At 69.7% G+C, this 14,964-nt stretch carries 13 protein-coding genes; 1 reads left to right on the plus strand and 12 read right to left on the minus strand.

Annotated elements, in window-relative coordinates; genetic code table 11:
* Nucleotides 1-15: 15 nt before the first annotated feature.
* The gene (locus OHB49_RS27005; RefSeq protein ID WP_030970866.1) at nucleotides 16-291 is read right to left on the minus strand and encodes a hypothetical protein; all 276 of its coding nucleotides are present in this window, start codon (nucleotides 289-291) and stop codon (nucleotides 16-18) included.
* A gap of 327 nt (nucleotides 292-618) precedes the next feature.
* On the opposite strand from OHB49_RS27005, the gene OHB49_RS27010 reads away from it, so the two are divergent.
* A complete protein-coding gene (locus OHB49_RS27010) occupies nucleotides 619-2,253 on the plus strand; it encodes a beta-N-acetylhexosaminidase (protein WP_030970865.1) in 1,635 nt (544 codons plus the stop codon).
* Nucleotides 2,254-2,341: 88 nt separating this feature from the next.
* Here OHB49_RS27010 and OHB49_RS27015 read toward each other — a convergent pair whose 3' ends face one another.
* The 11 genes from OHB49_RS27015 to OHB49_RS27065 form a co-directional block, all read right to left on the minus strand.
* Complete coding sequence (locus tag OHB49_RS27015) at nucleotides 2,342-4,117, minus strand: IucA/IucC family protein (protein WP_329163628.1); 1,776 nt, start codon at nucleotides 4,115-4,117, stop codon at nucleotides 2,342-2,344.
* Complete coding sequence (locus OHB49_RS27020) at nucleotides 4,114-4,665, minus strand: GNAT family N-acetyltransferase (RefSeq protein WP_329163631.1); 552 nt, start codon at nucleotides 4,663-4,665, stop codon at nucleotides 4,114-4,116. Before OHB49_RS27020 ends, OHB49_RS27015 begins: the two co-directional genes overlap by 4 nt.
* Nucleotides 4,662-5,939, minus strand: a complete 1,278-nt coding sequence (locus OHB49_RS27025; RefSeq protein ID WP_329163632.1) for a lysine N(6)-hydroxylase/L-ornithine N(5)-oxygenase family protein — start codon at nucleotides 5,937-5,939, stop codon at nucleotides 4,662-4,664. Before OHB49_RS27025 ends, OHB49_RS27020 begins: the two co-directional genes overlap by 4 nt.
* On the minus strand, nucleotides 5,923-7,371 hold the full coding sequence (locus OHB49_RS27030) for a pyridoxal phosphate-dependent decarboxylase family protein (protein WP_329163633.1): 1,449 nt from the start codon (nucleotides 7,369-7,371) through the stop codon (nucleotides 5,923-5,925). The genes OHB49_RS27025 and OHB49_RS27030 overlap by 17 nt, the downstream gene beginning before the upstream one ends.
* Before the next feature lie 158 nt (nucleotides 7,372-7,529).
* Complete coding sequence (locus OHB49_RS27035) at nucleotides 7,530-8,381, minus strand: siderophore-interacting protein (protein WP_329163634.1); 852 nt, start codon at nucleotides 8,379-8,381, stop codon at nucleotides 7,530-7,532.
* 136 nt (nucleotides 8,382-8,517) lie between these two features.
* Complete coding sequence (locus OHB49_RS27040) at nucleotides 8,518-9,546, minus strand: ABC transporter substrate-binding protein (protein ID WP_329163636.1); 1,029 nt, start codon at nucleotides 9,544-9,546, stop codon at nucleotides 8,518-8,520.
* A 113-nt stretch (nucleotides 9,547-9,659) separates the two neighbouring features.
* The gene (locus OHB49_RS27045) at nucleotides 9,660-10,019 is read right to left on the minus strand and encodes a hypothetical protein (protein WP_329163638.1); all 360 of its coding nucleotides are present in this window, start codon (nucleotides 10,017-10,019) and stop codon (nucleotides 9,660-9,662) included.
* Complete coding sequence (locus OHB49_RS27050) at nucleotides 10,016-10,657, minus strand: GNAT family N-acetyltransferase (protein ID WP_030970857.1); 642 nt, start codon at nucleotides 10,655-10,657, stop codon at nucleotides 10,016-10,018. The genes OHB49_RS27045 and OHB49_RS27050 overlap by 4 nt, the downstream gene beginning before the upstream one ends.
* A gap of 95 nt (nucleotides 10,658-10,752) precedes the next feature.
* Nucleotides 10,753-11,913, minus strand: coding sequence for an acyl-CoA dehydrogenase family protein (locus tag OHB49_RS27055; protein WP_030970856.1), 1,161 nt, complete (start codon nucleotides 11,911-11,913; stop codon nucleotides 10,753-10,755).
* An 8-nt stretch (nucleotides 11,914-11,921) separates the two neighbouring features.
* Complete coding sequence (locus OHB49_RS27060; protein WP_329163641.1) at nucleotides 11,922-12,866, minus strand: hydroxymethylglutaryl-CoA lyase; 945 nt, start codon at nucleotides 12,864-12,866, stop codon at nucleotides 11,922-11,924.
* The gene (locus tag OHB49_RS27065) at nucleotides 12,863-14,950 is read right to left on the minus strand and encodes an acetyl-CoA carboxylase biotin carboxylase subunit (RefSeq protein ID WP_443079671.1); all 2,088 of its coding nucleotides are present in this window, start codon (nucleotides 14,948-14,950) and stop codon (nucleotides 12,863-12,865) included. Before OHB49_RS27065 ends, OHB49_RS27060 begins: the two co-directional genes overlap by 4 nt.
* Nucleotides 14,951-14,964 lie beyond the last annotated feature (14 nt).

A 14,964-nucleotide genomic window follows, 5' to 3' on the forward strand; every position in this document is an offset into this window, starting at 1 on the left:
GTGAGTGCCCGTTGTTCAGCCGTAGACGATGCGGCGCAGCTGACGGAGCGACAGCTCCGGTGGTGCGACCGCCCGGTGCGGCAGCTCGGCCGCGATCCGTTCGAAGATCTCCGCGTTCACCAGGCCGCCGGACTGCAGTTCCCGGTGGCGGCGACGCACGAATTCGTCGGTCGTCTCGTCGAAGTACGCCAGCACGTCGAGGATCACCCGGGCTGCTTCTCCGCGCTGAAGCGTGGTGGAGCGCACGAGGTGATCGATGAGGTCGTCATGTGACGGGCGGCGTTCGAGCACTCGTTGATATTGCGGTGAATGGAGGCCGTACGCAACAATTCTGCCCGATATCGGGCAGGGATGAGTGCGATTGCACTCTCCGAGGGGTCCGGGGTAGCACCCGAGGCGCCGTTGAGTCGCTCCACGTGATCGAAGCATCGCTCAGCGTCGCTTCAGGATCCGGGCCCCGTCCCGACCGGATGATTTCCGCTGTACGTCAGATTCCGTCGGCCGCAAAAGGGGGAAGTGGTCTACACCTTGACCACGCGTGGGCCGCACGATACGCATGGTGATGGTTCGTTTCTCAGGAGATCCGCAGGTGTGAACCCGTCGAAAGGGACCCGGCTTGTGAGACTGCACAGGACACAGCGCACCGCCCTTCCCCGTCTTCTCGGCTCGCTGCTGCTCGTCACGGCGGCCGGTATCTCCAGTGCCGGCGCGGCTCCGGGAGCGGCGGCGGCGAGCATCGGCCCGGCCGCCGCCGCGCCCCGTCCGCTGGGGCAGATCGTGCCCGCCCCCGCCGAAGTGAAGGCAGGCGGATCCCCCTACGTCATCAGCGCGGGAACGAAGATCCGCGTCGACCACGACTCCCGCGAGGCGCGGAAGATCGGCGACTATCTGGCGGGCGTGCTGCGCCCCTCCACCGGGTACGCCCTGCCGGTCACCGGCAGCGGCGGCAGCGACGGCATCCGGCTGCGGCTCGGCTCCCACGACAGCAAGTTGGGAGCGGAGGGCTACACGCTGAAGTCCGGCCACGGATCCGTCACCATCACCGCACGCGGCCCGGCAGGGCTCTTCCACGGCGTTCAGACGCTGCGTCAGCTGCTCCCGGCCGATGTGGAGAAGAAAAGCCGTCAGGCGGGCCCCTGGAGGGTTGCGGGCGGCACGGTCACGGACGCGCCGCGCTATGCGTACCGGGGCGCGATGCTCGATGTCTCCCGGCACTTCTTCTCCGTCACCGAGGTCAAGCGCTACATCGACCAGCTGGCCCTCTACAAGATCAATAAGTTCCATCTGCATCTCTCCGACGACCAGGGCTGGCGCATCGCCATAGATTCCTGGCCGCGGCTCGCCACGTACGGCGGGCAGACGGAGGTCGGCGGCGGAGCCGGCGGCTACTACACGAAGAGCGACTACAGGGAGATCATCCGTTACGCGGCCTCGCGCTATCTGGAGGTCGTGCCGGAGATCGATCTGCCGGGCCACACGAACGCGGCACTCGCCTCGTACGCCGAGCTGAACTGCAACGGCGTCGCGCCGCCGCTCTACACCGGCACGAACGTCGGTTTCAGCTCGCTGTGCGTGCCGAAGGCCGTCACATACGACTTCGTGAACGACGTGGTCCGTGAGCTGGCCGCGCTCACCCCGGGCAAGTACCTCCACATCGGCGGCGACGAGGCGCACTCCACCAGCCACGACGACTATGTGGCGTTCATGAACAAGGCGCAGGCCGTCGTCGGCAAGTACGGCAAGACCGTGGTCGGCTGGCACCAGCTGACCGGTGCCACGCCGGTCGCGGGCGCGGTCGCGCAGTACTGGGGTTACGACGAGACGGGCGCCGCCGAGCGCAAGCAGGTGGCGGACGCCGCGAAGAACGGCACGAAGCTGGTGCTGTCCCCGGCGGACCGGGTCTACCTCGACATGAAGTACAACAAGGACACCGCGCTGGGGCTGGCCTGGGCCGGCTATGTCGAGGTGCAGCGTTCGTACGACTGGAACCCCGGCACGTATCTCGAGGGCGCCCCGGAGGGCTCGATCCTCGGTGTCGAGGCGCCGATCTGGTCGGAGACGCTGACCAACAGCGACGAGATCGAGCAGATGGCGTTCCCGCGGCTGCCGGGCGTCGCGGAGCTGGGCTGGTCGCCGGCGTCCACGCATGACTGGGACGCGTACAAGGTGCGGTTGGCCGCTCAGGGGCCGAGGTTCTCGGCGCTGGGGATCGACTACTACCGGTCGGCTCAGGTGCCGTGGCCCGCGAAGTGAGGTGACCGGGCGGTCCGGCTGACGCCGCTGTCCCCGATCGCCGGACGGGCTTGATTCTTCAGGCCCGTCCGGCGATCGGGACGACGATCTAGAACCCCGCGATCGGGTTCCTCAGGGTGCCGATCAGTTGCAGTGCTCCCGACGGGTCCGTGAGGTCGACCATCTGCTTGTTGTTGCGCAGCTGCAGCCGGTTCAGGCAGGACAGCGCGAACTCGTCGGTGAACATGTCGTACTGCTTGAACTTGTCGGCGAGCTGCGGCATCGACTCCTGGTAGCCGGACACGCACTCGGCGACCGTCCGCCAGAAGGTGTCCTCGTCGAGGATCGACTCGGTGGCGAGCCCGGCGGCCAGGAAACGGAAGAAGCAGTCGAAGACGTCGGTGAGGACCGACAGCAGTTTCATGTCGTCGGGGACCTCGGCGCGGATCCGCTCGACCTGCGGGGGCAGTACCGCGTCCGGGTCCATGACCGCGATCTCCTCGGCGATGTCCTTGAACACCGTGCGGGTGACGACCCCGTTTTCGACGACCAGGATGACGTTCTCGCCGTGCGGCATGTACACCAGGTCGTACGCGTAGAAGCTGTGCAGCACCGGCACCAGATAGGCGTCCAGGTAGCGTCGCAGCCACGCGGCGGGTGCCAGTCCCGATTCGGCGATCAGCGCGCCCGCGACGGAGTTGCCTTCATGGTCGGTGTGGACGAGCGAGGCCATGGTCGCGACCCGTTCGCCGGCCGCCAGGCCCGGCACCGGGCTCTCCCGCCAGAGGGCGGCGAGCATTTTCAGGTACGGGGAGCCCTTGGCGGTGGCCGCCTCGTACGCCCGGTGGTGGTAGCCGATGGCTGCCCGCTCCCGGATGATCGAGAACCGGGCCGCGCGCAGCACCTCGTCGCGCTCGATCAGCCCGGCGAGCCAGTCGTTGATCGCGGGCGTCGCTTCCATGTACGCGGCGGAGAGCCCGCGCATGAAGCCCATGTTGAGGACGGACAGCGCCGTTTTGACGTAGTGCTTGTCAGGGTTGCTGGTGTTGAAGAACGTGCGGATCGACTGCTGGGCGAGGTAGCTGTCGTCGCCCTCCCCGAGGCAGACCAGATGGCGCTGGGCGAGTTCTCCGGCGAAGGTGACGGCCAGCTTGTTCCACCACTGCCAGGGGTGGACGGGGATCAGCAGGTAGTCGTCGAGGTCGAGACCGAGGCCGGTCATCGTGGCGGCGAACCGGGCCCGGGTCTCCTCGCTCAGTTCGCCGTCGATCAGCGTGGAGTAGTCGAGCCCGGCGCCCGCTGTGAAGGTGGCGCGGTCGCGGCGGGCGGCGAGCCAGACCAGCCGGGTCTCGCTCGCCGCCTCGGGGGCGTACGCGCGGTACTCGTCGACACCGAAGCCGAGCCGCCCGTTGTTGGCGACGAAGCAGGGGTGGCCCTCGGTCATGCCCGTCTCGATCGCCTGGAAGCCGGCGGCGACGAGCTCGGCGGAGGTCACCGGCTCCTTGGTCAGTTTGTACGCGGTTCCGGCCAGCGTGGAGGAGATCTCCTCCAGGTAGACCGGCAGGATCTCGGCCGAGAGGCCGAGCGCCTCGCGCAGTTCGATGAAGAACTCCAACGCGTCCAGGGGGAGTTCCTGGCCGTGCCGGTGGCGGGTCACGGAGGCCGCGTCGACCTGCCAGTGGTCGAGCGCGAAGCGCCGGGCGTCGAAGCGGTACTCGGTCGCCATGTCGTCGCTGCGTACGGCGTAGCGGTCGCCCCCGAGCGGTTCGGGGGTCAGCAGCCGCTCATGGGCGAACTCGGCGAGGGCTTTGCGGACGAGCTGCCGGTTGGCGGTGGCCCAGTGCGCGGGGGTGAGGTGCGCGACGGCATCGGTGGTCGTGGTCATCGGGCGGCTCCTTCGCGTCGTGCGGCCTCGAACTGCTCCCGGGTGCAGACGCTGAGCAGCGCGGTCTTCTCCGGCTTGACGATCTCCCGGAGGACCTCGAAGCCCACGGCCTTGTTGAGCGCGTGCACCGCGCTGTTGCCCACGTCCGGCTCGACGACGACACGGCGTACCGACGGGTCGGCGAAGAGCGCCTCCATCACGGCGGTGATCACGCCGCGTGTGAAGCCGTGCAGCGGGGTGTCGGACGGGGCGACCAGGAAGTGCATTCCGATGTCGCCGGGCTCGGCCTCGTACAGGCCCTTGAGCTCCACCTCGGTGGGGTCGTACCGCTCCATCAGAAAGGCGGGCTCACCGTCGTGCAGTCCTATGAACGCGTCGTGGTGCGGGTGGGCGGCGATCGCCATGTACTCCCGCTCGACGTCCTGGAGCCTGGCGTCGCCCATCAGCCAGAAGGAGGCCTTGGGGTGGGTGACCCAGCCGTGCACCACCTCTGCGTCGCGAAGAGGGTCGAGGGCGCGGACCGTGAAGGTGCCGAGGTCGGTGGTCATACGGCGAACTCCTGGAAGGCGATGGACTTCTCGACCGGGTAGTACTCACGGCCGAGCAGCTCGCCGATGATGTACGCGTTGCGGTAGGCACCCATGCCCAGGTCGGGCGAGGTGATCGAGTGGGTGTGCGTGCCCGCGTTCTGCAGGAAGACGCCGCGCCCGGTGGTGTCGATGGAGTAGTTGCGGGCCACGTCGAAGCGGCCCCGGCTGTCGTGGCGCAGCCGGTCGGTGATCGGCTCCAGGAAGGCCGGCGGGGTGTAGCGGTAGCCGGTGGCGAGGATCAGGCCCTCGGTGCTGAGGGTGTAGTCCTTGCCCTGCTCCTCCTGGCGCAGGGCGAGGGTGTACGTACCGCTGGCCTCCTCGTAGCTCGCACTGTCCAGAGCGGAGTTGGTCAGGAGCCGGGTGGGGACGGGGCCGGACAGGTTCTTCTGGTAGAGCAGATCGAAGATCGCGTCGATCAGCTCCGAGTCGATGCCCTTGAAGAGGCCCTTCTGGCCGGACTCCAGCGCGTAGCGGGTCTGCTCGGGCAGCGCGTGGAAGTAGTCGATGTACTCCGGGGAGGTCATCTCCAGCGTCAGCTTGGTGTACTCCAGCGGGAAGAACCGGGGTGAGCGCGTCACCCAGTTCAGCCGGTAGCCGTGCACATCGATCTCGGAGAGCAGGTCGTAGTAGATCTCCGCCGCGCTCTGCCCGCTGCCGACGAGGGTGATGGATCTCTTCGCCTGAAGGGCGGCTTTTCCGTCCAGGTAACGGGAGTTGTGCAGGAAGTCGCCGCCCAGGTCCTGGCAGGCCTCCGGGATGTACGCGGGGGTCCCCGTACCGAGCACCAGATGCCGGGCGCGGAAGACACCGCCGTCGGCGGTGGCCACGGTGTAGAGGGCGGTGCTCTCGTCGTACGTGACGGACTCGACGGTCTCGTTGAAGCGGACGCTGCTCAGTTTGGCGGCGGCCCACCGGCAGTAGTCGTTGTACTCGGTCCGCAGCGGGTAGAAGTTCTCCCGGATGTAGAAGGAGTACAGCCGACCGCGTTCCTTCAGATAGTTGAGGAAGGAGTACGGCGAGGTGGGGTCGGCCATCGTCACCAGGTCCGACATGAACGGCGTCTGGAGATGGGCGCCTTCGAGGAACATCCCGGCGTGCCACTCGAAGTCCGGCTTGGACTCCAGGAACACACCGTTCAGTTCGTCGATCGGCTCGGTCAGGCAGGCGAGGCCGAGATTGAACGGGCCGAGGCCGATCCCGATGAAGTCGTGGGGGTCAGGAAGCGCGGTCAAGGGAGTCTCCCAGGTACTGCTCGGCGTGGCCGGCGATCAGGTCGAGGACCGCGGCGATGTCCCGCGCGGTCGTTTCGGGGTTGAGCAGGGTGAATTTCAGGTACTGGCGGCCGCCCACCTTCGTCCCGGCGACGACGGCCTCGCCGGAGGCGAAGAGCGCCTTGCGGGCGTAGAGGTTGGCCCGGTCGATCTCGGCGGGTGCGGTGACGGCGGCCGGGATGCAGCGGAACACCAGCGTGGACAGCTGCGGCTCGACGACGACGTCGAAGCGCGGGTCGGCGGTGAGCAGCCGCCAGCCCTCGGCGGCCAGGTCGCAGACCTCGTCGAAGAGCTCGCCGATGCCGTCGGCGCCCATGACGCGCAGGGTCATCCACAGTTTGAGGGCGTCGAATCTGCGGGTGGTCTGCAGAGACTTGTCGACCTGGTTGGGGATGCGCTCCTCGGCCATCCGCTGCGGGTTGAGGTACTCCGCGTGGTACGTGGCGTGCCGCAGTGTCGCCCGGTCCCGGACCAGCACGGCCGAGGAACTCACCGGCTGGAAGAAGGACTTGTGGTAGTCCACGGTGACCGAGTCGGCGTGCTCGATGCCGTCGAGGAGGTGACGGCGCCCGCGTGAGGCCAGCAGGCCGCAGCCGTACGCGGCGTCGACATGCATCCAGGTGGAGAACTGCTCGCAGAGCGCGGCGATCTCGGGCAGCGGGTCGATGGAGCCGAAGTCCGTGGTGCCCGCGGTGGCGACGACCGCCATCGGGACGGCTCCCTCGGCGACGCACTGCTCCAGTGCGCGGGCGAGGGCCATGGCCTGCATGCGCTTGTTCTGGTCGACGGGGACGGAGACGACGGAGTCCGGTCCGAGGCCGAGGAGTTTCGCCGACTTCTGGACGCTGAAGTGGCTGCACTCCGAGGTGAAGATGCGCAGTCGGTTGAAGTGCTCCGGGCGGGACTTGGCCTCTTCGCGGGCGAGCAGCAGGGCCTGCAGGTTGGATTGCGTGCCGCCGCTGGTGAAGATGCCGTCGGCCGCCGGTCCGAGGCCGATCCGGGCTGCGGTCCAGTCGATCAGCCGGCGCTCGATGAGGGTTCCGCCCGCGCTCTGGTCCCAGGTGTCCAGCGAGGAGTTGACGGCCGAGAGCACGGCCTCGCCGAGGACGGCGGGGATCACCACGGGGCAGTTGAGATGCCCCAGGTAGCGGGGGTGGTGGAAGTAGACGGCGTCACGGAGGTAGACGCGGTCGAGCTCGTCGAGGGCGGCGGACGCATCGCCCAGCGGCCGGTCCAGATCGATCGCGTCGACGATCGGGGAGAGCTCGTCGACGGAGATTCCGGTGAACGGCCGGTCGGTGGCGGCGAGTTTGGCTGCGACCCGTTCGACTCCTGCGGTGACGGAGCGACGGTAGTGCTCCGCAGTTGTGTCATTGAGCAGGTGCGAACGCATGAAGGGGTCCTCCCGGATGCGGGGAACTTCATCGGGCCCTCAGGACAGAAGAGGGGGGCGAGGGCGCGATGCCGAAGTAAGGTAAGCCTAACCTAACTTCACGTCGCGTTGTTCCCTCGCCCCCCGTGGGACGCAGAAGTTGTCCGAATCACATGCCCTTACGCGTCCTCGGTGGCCGCTTCCGCACGCAGCTGCTCCTCGCTCAGTCCACGGCGCCAGTAGCCGACGAACGTGATGCGCCTGCGGTCGAACTGACGCTCCTGCACGAGATGGCGGCGCAGTGACCGTACGTTCGACGACTCGCCGGCGATCCAGACGTACCCCGTCCCCTCGGGCAGCTCCGCGGCGCGCACGGCGTCCACGGCCGAGGGTGCGCCCTCGTCCCGGACGAGCCAGCTGATCCGGGCGCGGGCCTCGGTGTTGAGGGCCTGGCGGTCTTCGGTGTGCTGGACCTCCAGCCAGACCCGGGCCCGCATGCCGGCCGGCAGCCACTCCAGGGCCGCGGACGCGGCGGGCAGGGCCGTCTCGTCGGCCCAGATCAGCACCCAGTCGGTGTCCTGAGGGGGCCGGAAGCGGACGGCCGTGTTGTCCTCGACGGCCGGTCCGAGCGCCTTGAGGAGATCGCCAGGGGCGGCGCCGGCGGCCCAGCGGCAGGCCGGTCCGCCGTCCTCGTGCAGCGCGAAGTCGATATCGATTTCGGCCGAACCGTCGGGGCCGCGACGCTGCGCGCGGACCGTGTACGAGCGCATGACAGCCCGGACATCCTCGGGCAACGCCCGCCAGGCGGCGAACCAGTCGCCGTTCTCATCGACCGGAACGACTGGTTCCGACTGGCCGGGGTGCGGCAGGAACAGCGACAGGCTCTGATCCCGGCCCCCGGCGGCGAAGCCGTCGAGTCCCGGCCCGCCGAAGGTGATCCGGAGCATGGACGGCCCCAGCCGCCTGGTCCGGACGACCGTCAGGCCGAAAAACCGGAAGGGGGCGATGGGGGGAGCGGCGGCGGTCGTCATACGAGGGCTCCTTCCAGGAACCGGGAAGCGTGGGTGACGCGGCCCGGCCCGGCCGGGAAGATCCCGGCCGGGCCGGGCCGGTGCTGGGTTGCTGCGATGAGCGGTTCCGGAACGGCTCCGGAGCGCTTCCGGTGCGTCAGCCGGCCTTCTTGGCGCCCTCGATGGCCTTCGCGAGGTCCTCGAGGATCGGCGCGCACTTGTCGTACGAGTAGATCGGCTCGGTGGTGCGCGGGATGACCTGGCCGGCCTTCACGGCGGGCAGCTGGGCCCAGGTCGGCTTGGACGTCAGGGCGTCGGGCTGCAGGGCCGAGGAGCGGTTGTCCATCATGATGATGTCGGCGTCGTACTTGTCGACGTTCTCCCAGCTCAGCTCCTCGAAGAAGCCTGCGGAGTTGACCTTCGGCTCGACGAACTTCACGCCCAGTTCCTGGAAGTACAGGGTGTCCGCGGACATCTTGGCGAGCGAGACGTAGAAGAGGTCCTGGCTGGCCGAGCCGATCATGACCTTGATGTTCGGCTTGGACTTGGCGGCGGCGCGCAGCCGGGCCGCGGCCTTCTCGAAGCGGGCCTTGGCGGCGGTCACCTTGGCGGCCTTGACGTCGGCGCCCAGGGACGCGGCGAGGTCCTCGTGGCGCTGGATCGCCTTGGGGACGGTGGTCTGGGCCGCCCACAGGGCGACGCTGGGGGCCAGCTTGAGGATCTTGTCCTTGGACTCGTCCGGCACGTACCAGAGGGCGTCCTTCTCCCACATGGCGGTGACGAGCAGCTCCGGCCCGAGCGCCGCGTACTTCTCGACGTTGAATTCGCCCCAGACGTTGCCGAGGATCTCGACCTTGCTGATGTCGAGGTCGCCGGCCTGTACATCGGGCTTGCCGTCCTTGGTCTTCGTCGGGCCGAAGACGCCCTTGACCTCGATGCCGTAGTCGTGGAGCGCGGCGGCGACACCGATGAAGGCGACGATGTTCTTCGGGGTCGACTTGGCCTTCGCGGTCAGACCGCGGTCGTCCTTGAACGTCCACGGGCCGGACTTCTCGGAGCTCGAACCCGAGCCGGAGCCTTTCGAGTCGCTGTCGCCGCAGGCTGCGAGCACGGCGCCGAGACCGACGGCGCCGCCGGCGGCCAGGAGGCCGCGACGGGAGAGGGAGGTGGTCCGGACCTTGGGCATGGGTGTGTCTGCTTTCGTACGCGCCGGTGGGCGCCCGCTGACGAGTTCGAAGGTAGGTTAGCCTAACCTCAGCAACTGTCCAGAGGGCACCCCGCCCGTGGCCGCCGGCCCGACTACCAGACGAGGACTCCGCCACCCACGTCCTGGGCCCGCCGGGCCGCCGCGGTGATGTTGGCCAGCCGCTCGGCCACATAGCCTTCGCGGTAGCCGCAGTGCGCGTCGAGTGCCGCCGCGTGCGGGCTCAGCAGCTCGCACTCGGCGAGGAACTCCTCGACGTCCTCCGGCTCGACGTACAGGTCGTAGGACGCGAGCTCGGGCAGGAACCGGGCCCCGAGCGCCCGGACCCGCTGCGACCCCCACAGATCGGTCCTACAGCTCTCGAACCCGGCCATGTCGCTGCCGTCCGGGGGGTCGTCGAGGAGGTGCGGCCTGCCGCTCCGGCCCCGCACGAAGGTGTGCACGAGGAGCGTCATCCGCCGAAGTCCTTCCGGCACGCGTCGAGTCCCTCGATCCGCACGTCGACGGTGCGGTGCTCCTCCCAGCGGTCGCGGTCGATCCGCAGCCGCTGCAGGGTCACGGGAGCGCCCCGGAGGGCGGCCACCTCGAGACCGTCCGGCAGATAGCCGAGCCGGCGCGAGACGCCCAGCGAACGCGGGTTGTCGGTCATCGCCGACGAGGTCGCGGTCCGGGCGCCGAGACCGGCGAACGCCAGATGCAGCACGGCGGCCCGCATCTCGGTGCCGATGCCCTGCCCCTGGTGCGCCAGCCCCAGCCACGAACCGGTGCTGACCTCCCCGGTCACCGCGAAGTCGGCCGCCCCCAGGTCCTGCCGGCCGACCACCTTGCCCTCGTGCAGCACGGCGAGGCTCAGCACCCAGTTCCGCACGGACCAGTTGGCGACGGTGCCCAGCACGTGCTGGTACACGGCCCGGCCGCGTTCGGCGGGCGGGCCGTCGGTCCAGGGGACGGTGAACGGCATGCTGTCCGGAGCGTGCACCCCGTCGGCGGCGACCGTCGAGAGGTCGTCGAGCAACTCCAGGTCCGGAAGCCGGAGTTCCAGGCGGGGTGTGCGGATGCGGAGCCCGCAGAGGGGCCAGTGCCGGGGGTCCATGAGCAGACTCTGCCGGGGCGGGCCCGGCCGTGTCGAACGAATTGCCCGCCGACAGGAATCCGGCAGCCGCACTCCGGGGGCCCGCCCGGCACCCCTCAGGCCGGCAGCCCCAGCTCCCGCGCGATCAGCATCCGCTGCACCTCGCTCGTTCCCTCGCCGATCTCCAGGATCTTGGAGTCGCGCCACATCCGCGCCACCGGGTACTCGTTCATGAAGCCGTAGCCGCCGTGGATCTGCGTCGCGTCGCGCGCGTTGTCCACCGCCACCGTCGACGAGTACAGCTTGGCGAGCGCCGCCTCCTTCTTGAACGGTTCGCCGTGCACGAGCCTCGACGCCGCGTCCCGCCAGCCGACCCGGGCCATGTGCGCCCGCATCTCCATGTCCGCGATCTTGAACTGGATGGCCTGGTTGGCGCCGATCGGCCGGCCGAACGCGTGCCGCTCCTTGGCGTACTTCACCGACTCGTCCACACAGCCCTGCGCCAGGCCCGTGGACAGCGCGGAGATCGCGATCCGCCCCTCGTCCAGGATCCGCAGGAACTGCGCGTACCCGCGGCCCTCCTCACCCAACAGGTTCGCCGCCGGGACCCGGACGTCGGCGAAGGACAGCTCGCGCGTGTCCGAGGCGTTCCAGCCGACCTTGGAGTACGGGGCGGCGACCGTGAAGCCGGGGGTGCCGGACGGCACGATGATCGACGAGATGAGCGGGGCGCCGTTGTCCTTGCGGCCGGTCACCGCCGTGACGGTGACCAGCGCGGTGATGTCCGTACCGGAGTTGGTGATGAAGCACTTGGAGCCGTTGATCACCCACTCGTCCCCGTCGCGCACGGCCGTCGTCCGGGTGCCGCCGGCGTCGGACCCGCCGTCCGGCTCGGTCAGCCCGAACGCGCCGAGCGCCTCGCCGGAGCAGAGCCTGGGCAGCCACTGCTGCTTCTGCTCCTCCGTACCGAAGTGGTACACCGGCATCGCGCCGAGCGAGACCCCGGCCTCCAGGGTGATCGCCACGGACGAGTCGACCCGGGCCAGCTCCTCCAGGGCGATCCCGAGGGCGAGGTAGTCGCCGCCCATGCCGCCGTACTCCTCCGGGAACGGCAGCCCGAACAGGCCCATCCGTCCCATCTCGCGCACGATCTCGTACGGGAACTCATGGCGCTCGTAGAAGTCGCCGATCTTCGGGGCGACCACGTCGTGCGCGAACTCCTCGACGGTGCGGCGCAGTTCCTCGTGCTCGGTGGTCAGCCGGTGGTCCAGGGACATGGCGGGGGTCACTCCTTGTGGGAGAGGGCTCGGACAGTGCGGGATGGGCTCGGTCGGCCCAGTTGTTCGGCGAGCCACACGCTGGTGGCGGTGAGCGCGTCGAGGTCGACCCCGGTTTCGATGCCGAGGCCGTGGAGCATCCACACGAGGTCTTCGGTGGCGAGATTTCCGGTGGCGCTCTTCGCGTACGGGCAGCCGCCGAGGCCGCCCGCGGAGGCGTCCACGGTGGTCACTCCGTGCTGGAGCGCGGCGAGGGTGTTGGCGAGGGCCTGGCCGTACGTGTCGTGGAAGTGCACCCCGATGGTGTTGGTGTGCACGCCCTCCTCGTTCAGCTCGGAGAGCAGGTCCTGCACATGGCCGGGGGTGGCGACGCCGATGGTGTCGCCGAGGGAGAGCTCGTCGCAGCCGAGGTCCATCAGCGCCTTGGCGACCCGGACGACCTGGTGTACGGGGACGGGCCCCTCCCACGGGTCGCCGAAGCACATCGACAGATAGCCGCGGACATGCACCTTGTCCGCCTTGGCGCGGGCGACGACCGGCTCGAACATGGCGAGCGACTCGTCGACCGTGCGGTTGAGATTGCGGGCGGCGAACGCCTCGGTCGCCGACCCGAAGACGGCGATCCGGCGGGCACCGAGTGCGATGGCCCGGTCGAGCCCGCGCTCGTTCGGTACGAGGACCGGGAGCGCCACCCCCTCGAGGTCGCCGAGGCGGGGGAACAGGTCCTCCGCGTCGGCGAGTTGGGGCACCCACTTGGGGTGGACGAAGCTGGTCGCCTCGATGGTGGTCAGACCGGCCGCGGCGAGGCGGTGGATGAACTCCGCCTTCACCTCGGTGGGTACGACGGTCTTCTCGTTCTGCAGCCCGTCGCGGGCGCCGACCTCATGGATGCGTACCCGGGCGGGCAGATCCGGTGCGGGCACCGTCATGGGCAGGGTGCGGGCGGTGGTCATGCGTCCTCCCCGGGTTCGGCCGCGGGCGCCACCACGGCCAGTACCTGGTCCATGGCGACGGTGGCGCCGGCCGTGACATCGAGCTCGGTGACGGTCCCGGCGTGCGGGGCGGAGATGACGTGCTCCATCTTCATCGCCTCCACGACGAGGAGGCTCTGCCCGGCGACGACCTCGTCCCCGACGGCCACCTTCACCACGGTCACCGTGCCGGGCATGGGTGCGGCGAGCGTGTCGACGCCGGAGCGGGCGGCTCCGGTGAGCGACGCCTCGACGGGATCGTGGTCCTGGACGTGCCAGGTGTCGCCGTCGCGGCCCAGCCAGGTGCCCTCCGGAGAGGCGGCGTGGGTGAACGTGTGGGTGACACCGGCGAGTTCGAGGACGAGGCGGTGCGGCGACCGCTCGATCAGTCTGGCCGTTTCCCTGCCGCCGGGCAGCGGGGCCAGCGGGCCGCAGGTGCCGGTCGGGGGCTCCGGCGGCTGCGCGCCCTCCCCGACGTGGCCGAACGTCAGCTCGGTGCCCGCCGGGCAGGCGCGCAGCGATACCTGTACGGGGTCATGGCCCGGCAGCCGGAAGTCGCGCACGGTCCGGGCGGGGGTGCCGCCCAGCCGCCAGCCGCTCGCCACCGAGAACGGGTCCACCCAGCCGGAGGGGTCCACGGGGGAGGCGCTCACCGGGGAGGACTGCCGCAGCAGCGCCGCTGCCGCGTACACCTCCTCCGGAACCCCGTCGGTCACCAGCCCGTCCACCTCGCGCTCCACCAGCCCGGTGTCCAGCTCGCCCGCCACCACCTGCGGGTGGGCGAGCAGCCTGCGCAGGAACCCGGCGTTCGTCGGAACGCCCAGGATCACCAGCTCCGACAGGGCCGCGCGCAGCCGCCGCAGCGCCGTTTCCCGGTCCGGACCGTGGACGATGACCTTCGACAGCATCGGGTCGTACAGACTGCCGACCTCGACCCCCTCGCTGAGCCCCGAGTCGGTCCGTACGCCGTGGCCGTTCGGCTCGTGGAGGGAGAGCACCGTACCGCCGGAGGGCAGAAAGCCGCGGGCCGGGTCCTCGGCGCAGATCCGGGCCTCGATGGCGTGGCCGGTGAGCGTGATGTCCTCCTGCCTGTAGGGCAGTTGCTCGCCGGAGGCGACCCGCAGCTGCCACTCCACCAGGTCCAGCCCAGTGATCAGCTCGGTCACCGGGTGCTCGACCTGGAGGCGGGTGTTCATCTCCATGAAGTAGTACGAGGCCGGGTCGTTGCCCGGGACGATGAACTCCACCGTGCCCGCGCCCACATACCCGCAGGAGCGGGCCGCCTGGACGGCCGCATCGCCCATCGCCGTCCGGGTCTCCTCGTCGAGCAGGACGGACGGCGCCTCCTCGATGATCTTCTGGTGGCGGCGCTGCAGCGAACACTCGCGCTCGCCGAGGTGCACCACATTCCCGTGCTCGTCGGCCAGGACCTGGATCTCGATATGACGCGGCCGGTCGATCCACCGCTCGACGAGCAGGGTGTCGTCCCCGAACGAGCCACGGGCCTCGCGGCGGGCGGCCGCGATCTCGTCGGCGAGCAGCGCCTCGTCACGCACCAGCCGCATGCCCTTGCCGCCCCCGCCGGCCGACGGCTTCAGCAGCACCGGCATCCCGATCCCGCGCGCCGCGTCCGCCAGCTGCGCGTCGCTGAGCCCGCTCCCGGACGACCCGGGCACGACCGGGACCCCGGCCGCGGCCACCGTCTCCTTGGCCCGGATCTTGTCTCCCATCAGCGAGATCGCCGACGCGGGCGGCCCGATGAAGACGAGCCCTGCGTTCGCGCAGGCCTGCGCGAACCCGGCGTTCTCGGCCAGGAACCCGTACCCGGGGTGAACGGCCTGCGCGCCGGTGCGGCGGGCAGCATCCAGCAGCGCGGGCACGTTCAGATAGCTGGCGGAGGCGGGTGCGGGACCGATCCGTACCGCCGTATCGGCCTCCCGCACATGCCGGGCGTCGGCGTCCGCGTCGCTGAAGACGGCAACGGACCGCACACCCATGTCACGCAGGGTCCGGATGACCCGGACCGCGATCTCGCCGCGGTTGGCGACAAGAACGGTGTCGAACATCGTCATCTGTTCCC

The organism is Streptomyces sp. NBC_01717 (genome assembly GCF_036248255.1).
In the GTDB taxonomy this organism is placed as follows: domain Bacteria; phylum Actinomycetota; class Actinomycetes; order Streptomycetales; family Streptomycetaceae; genus Streptomyces.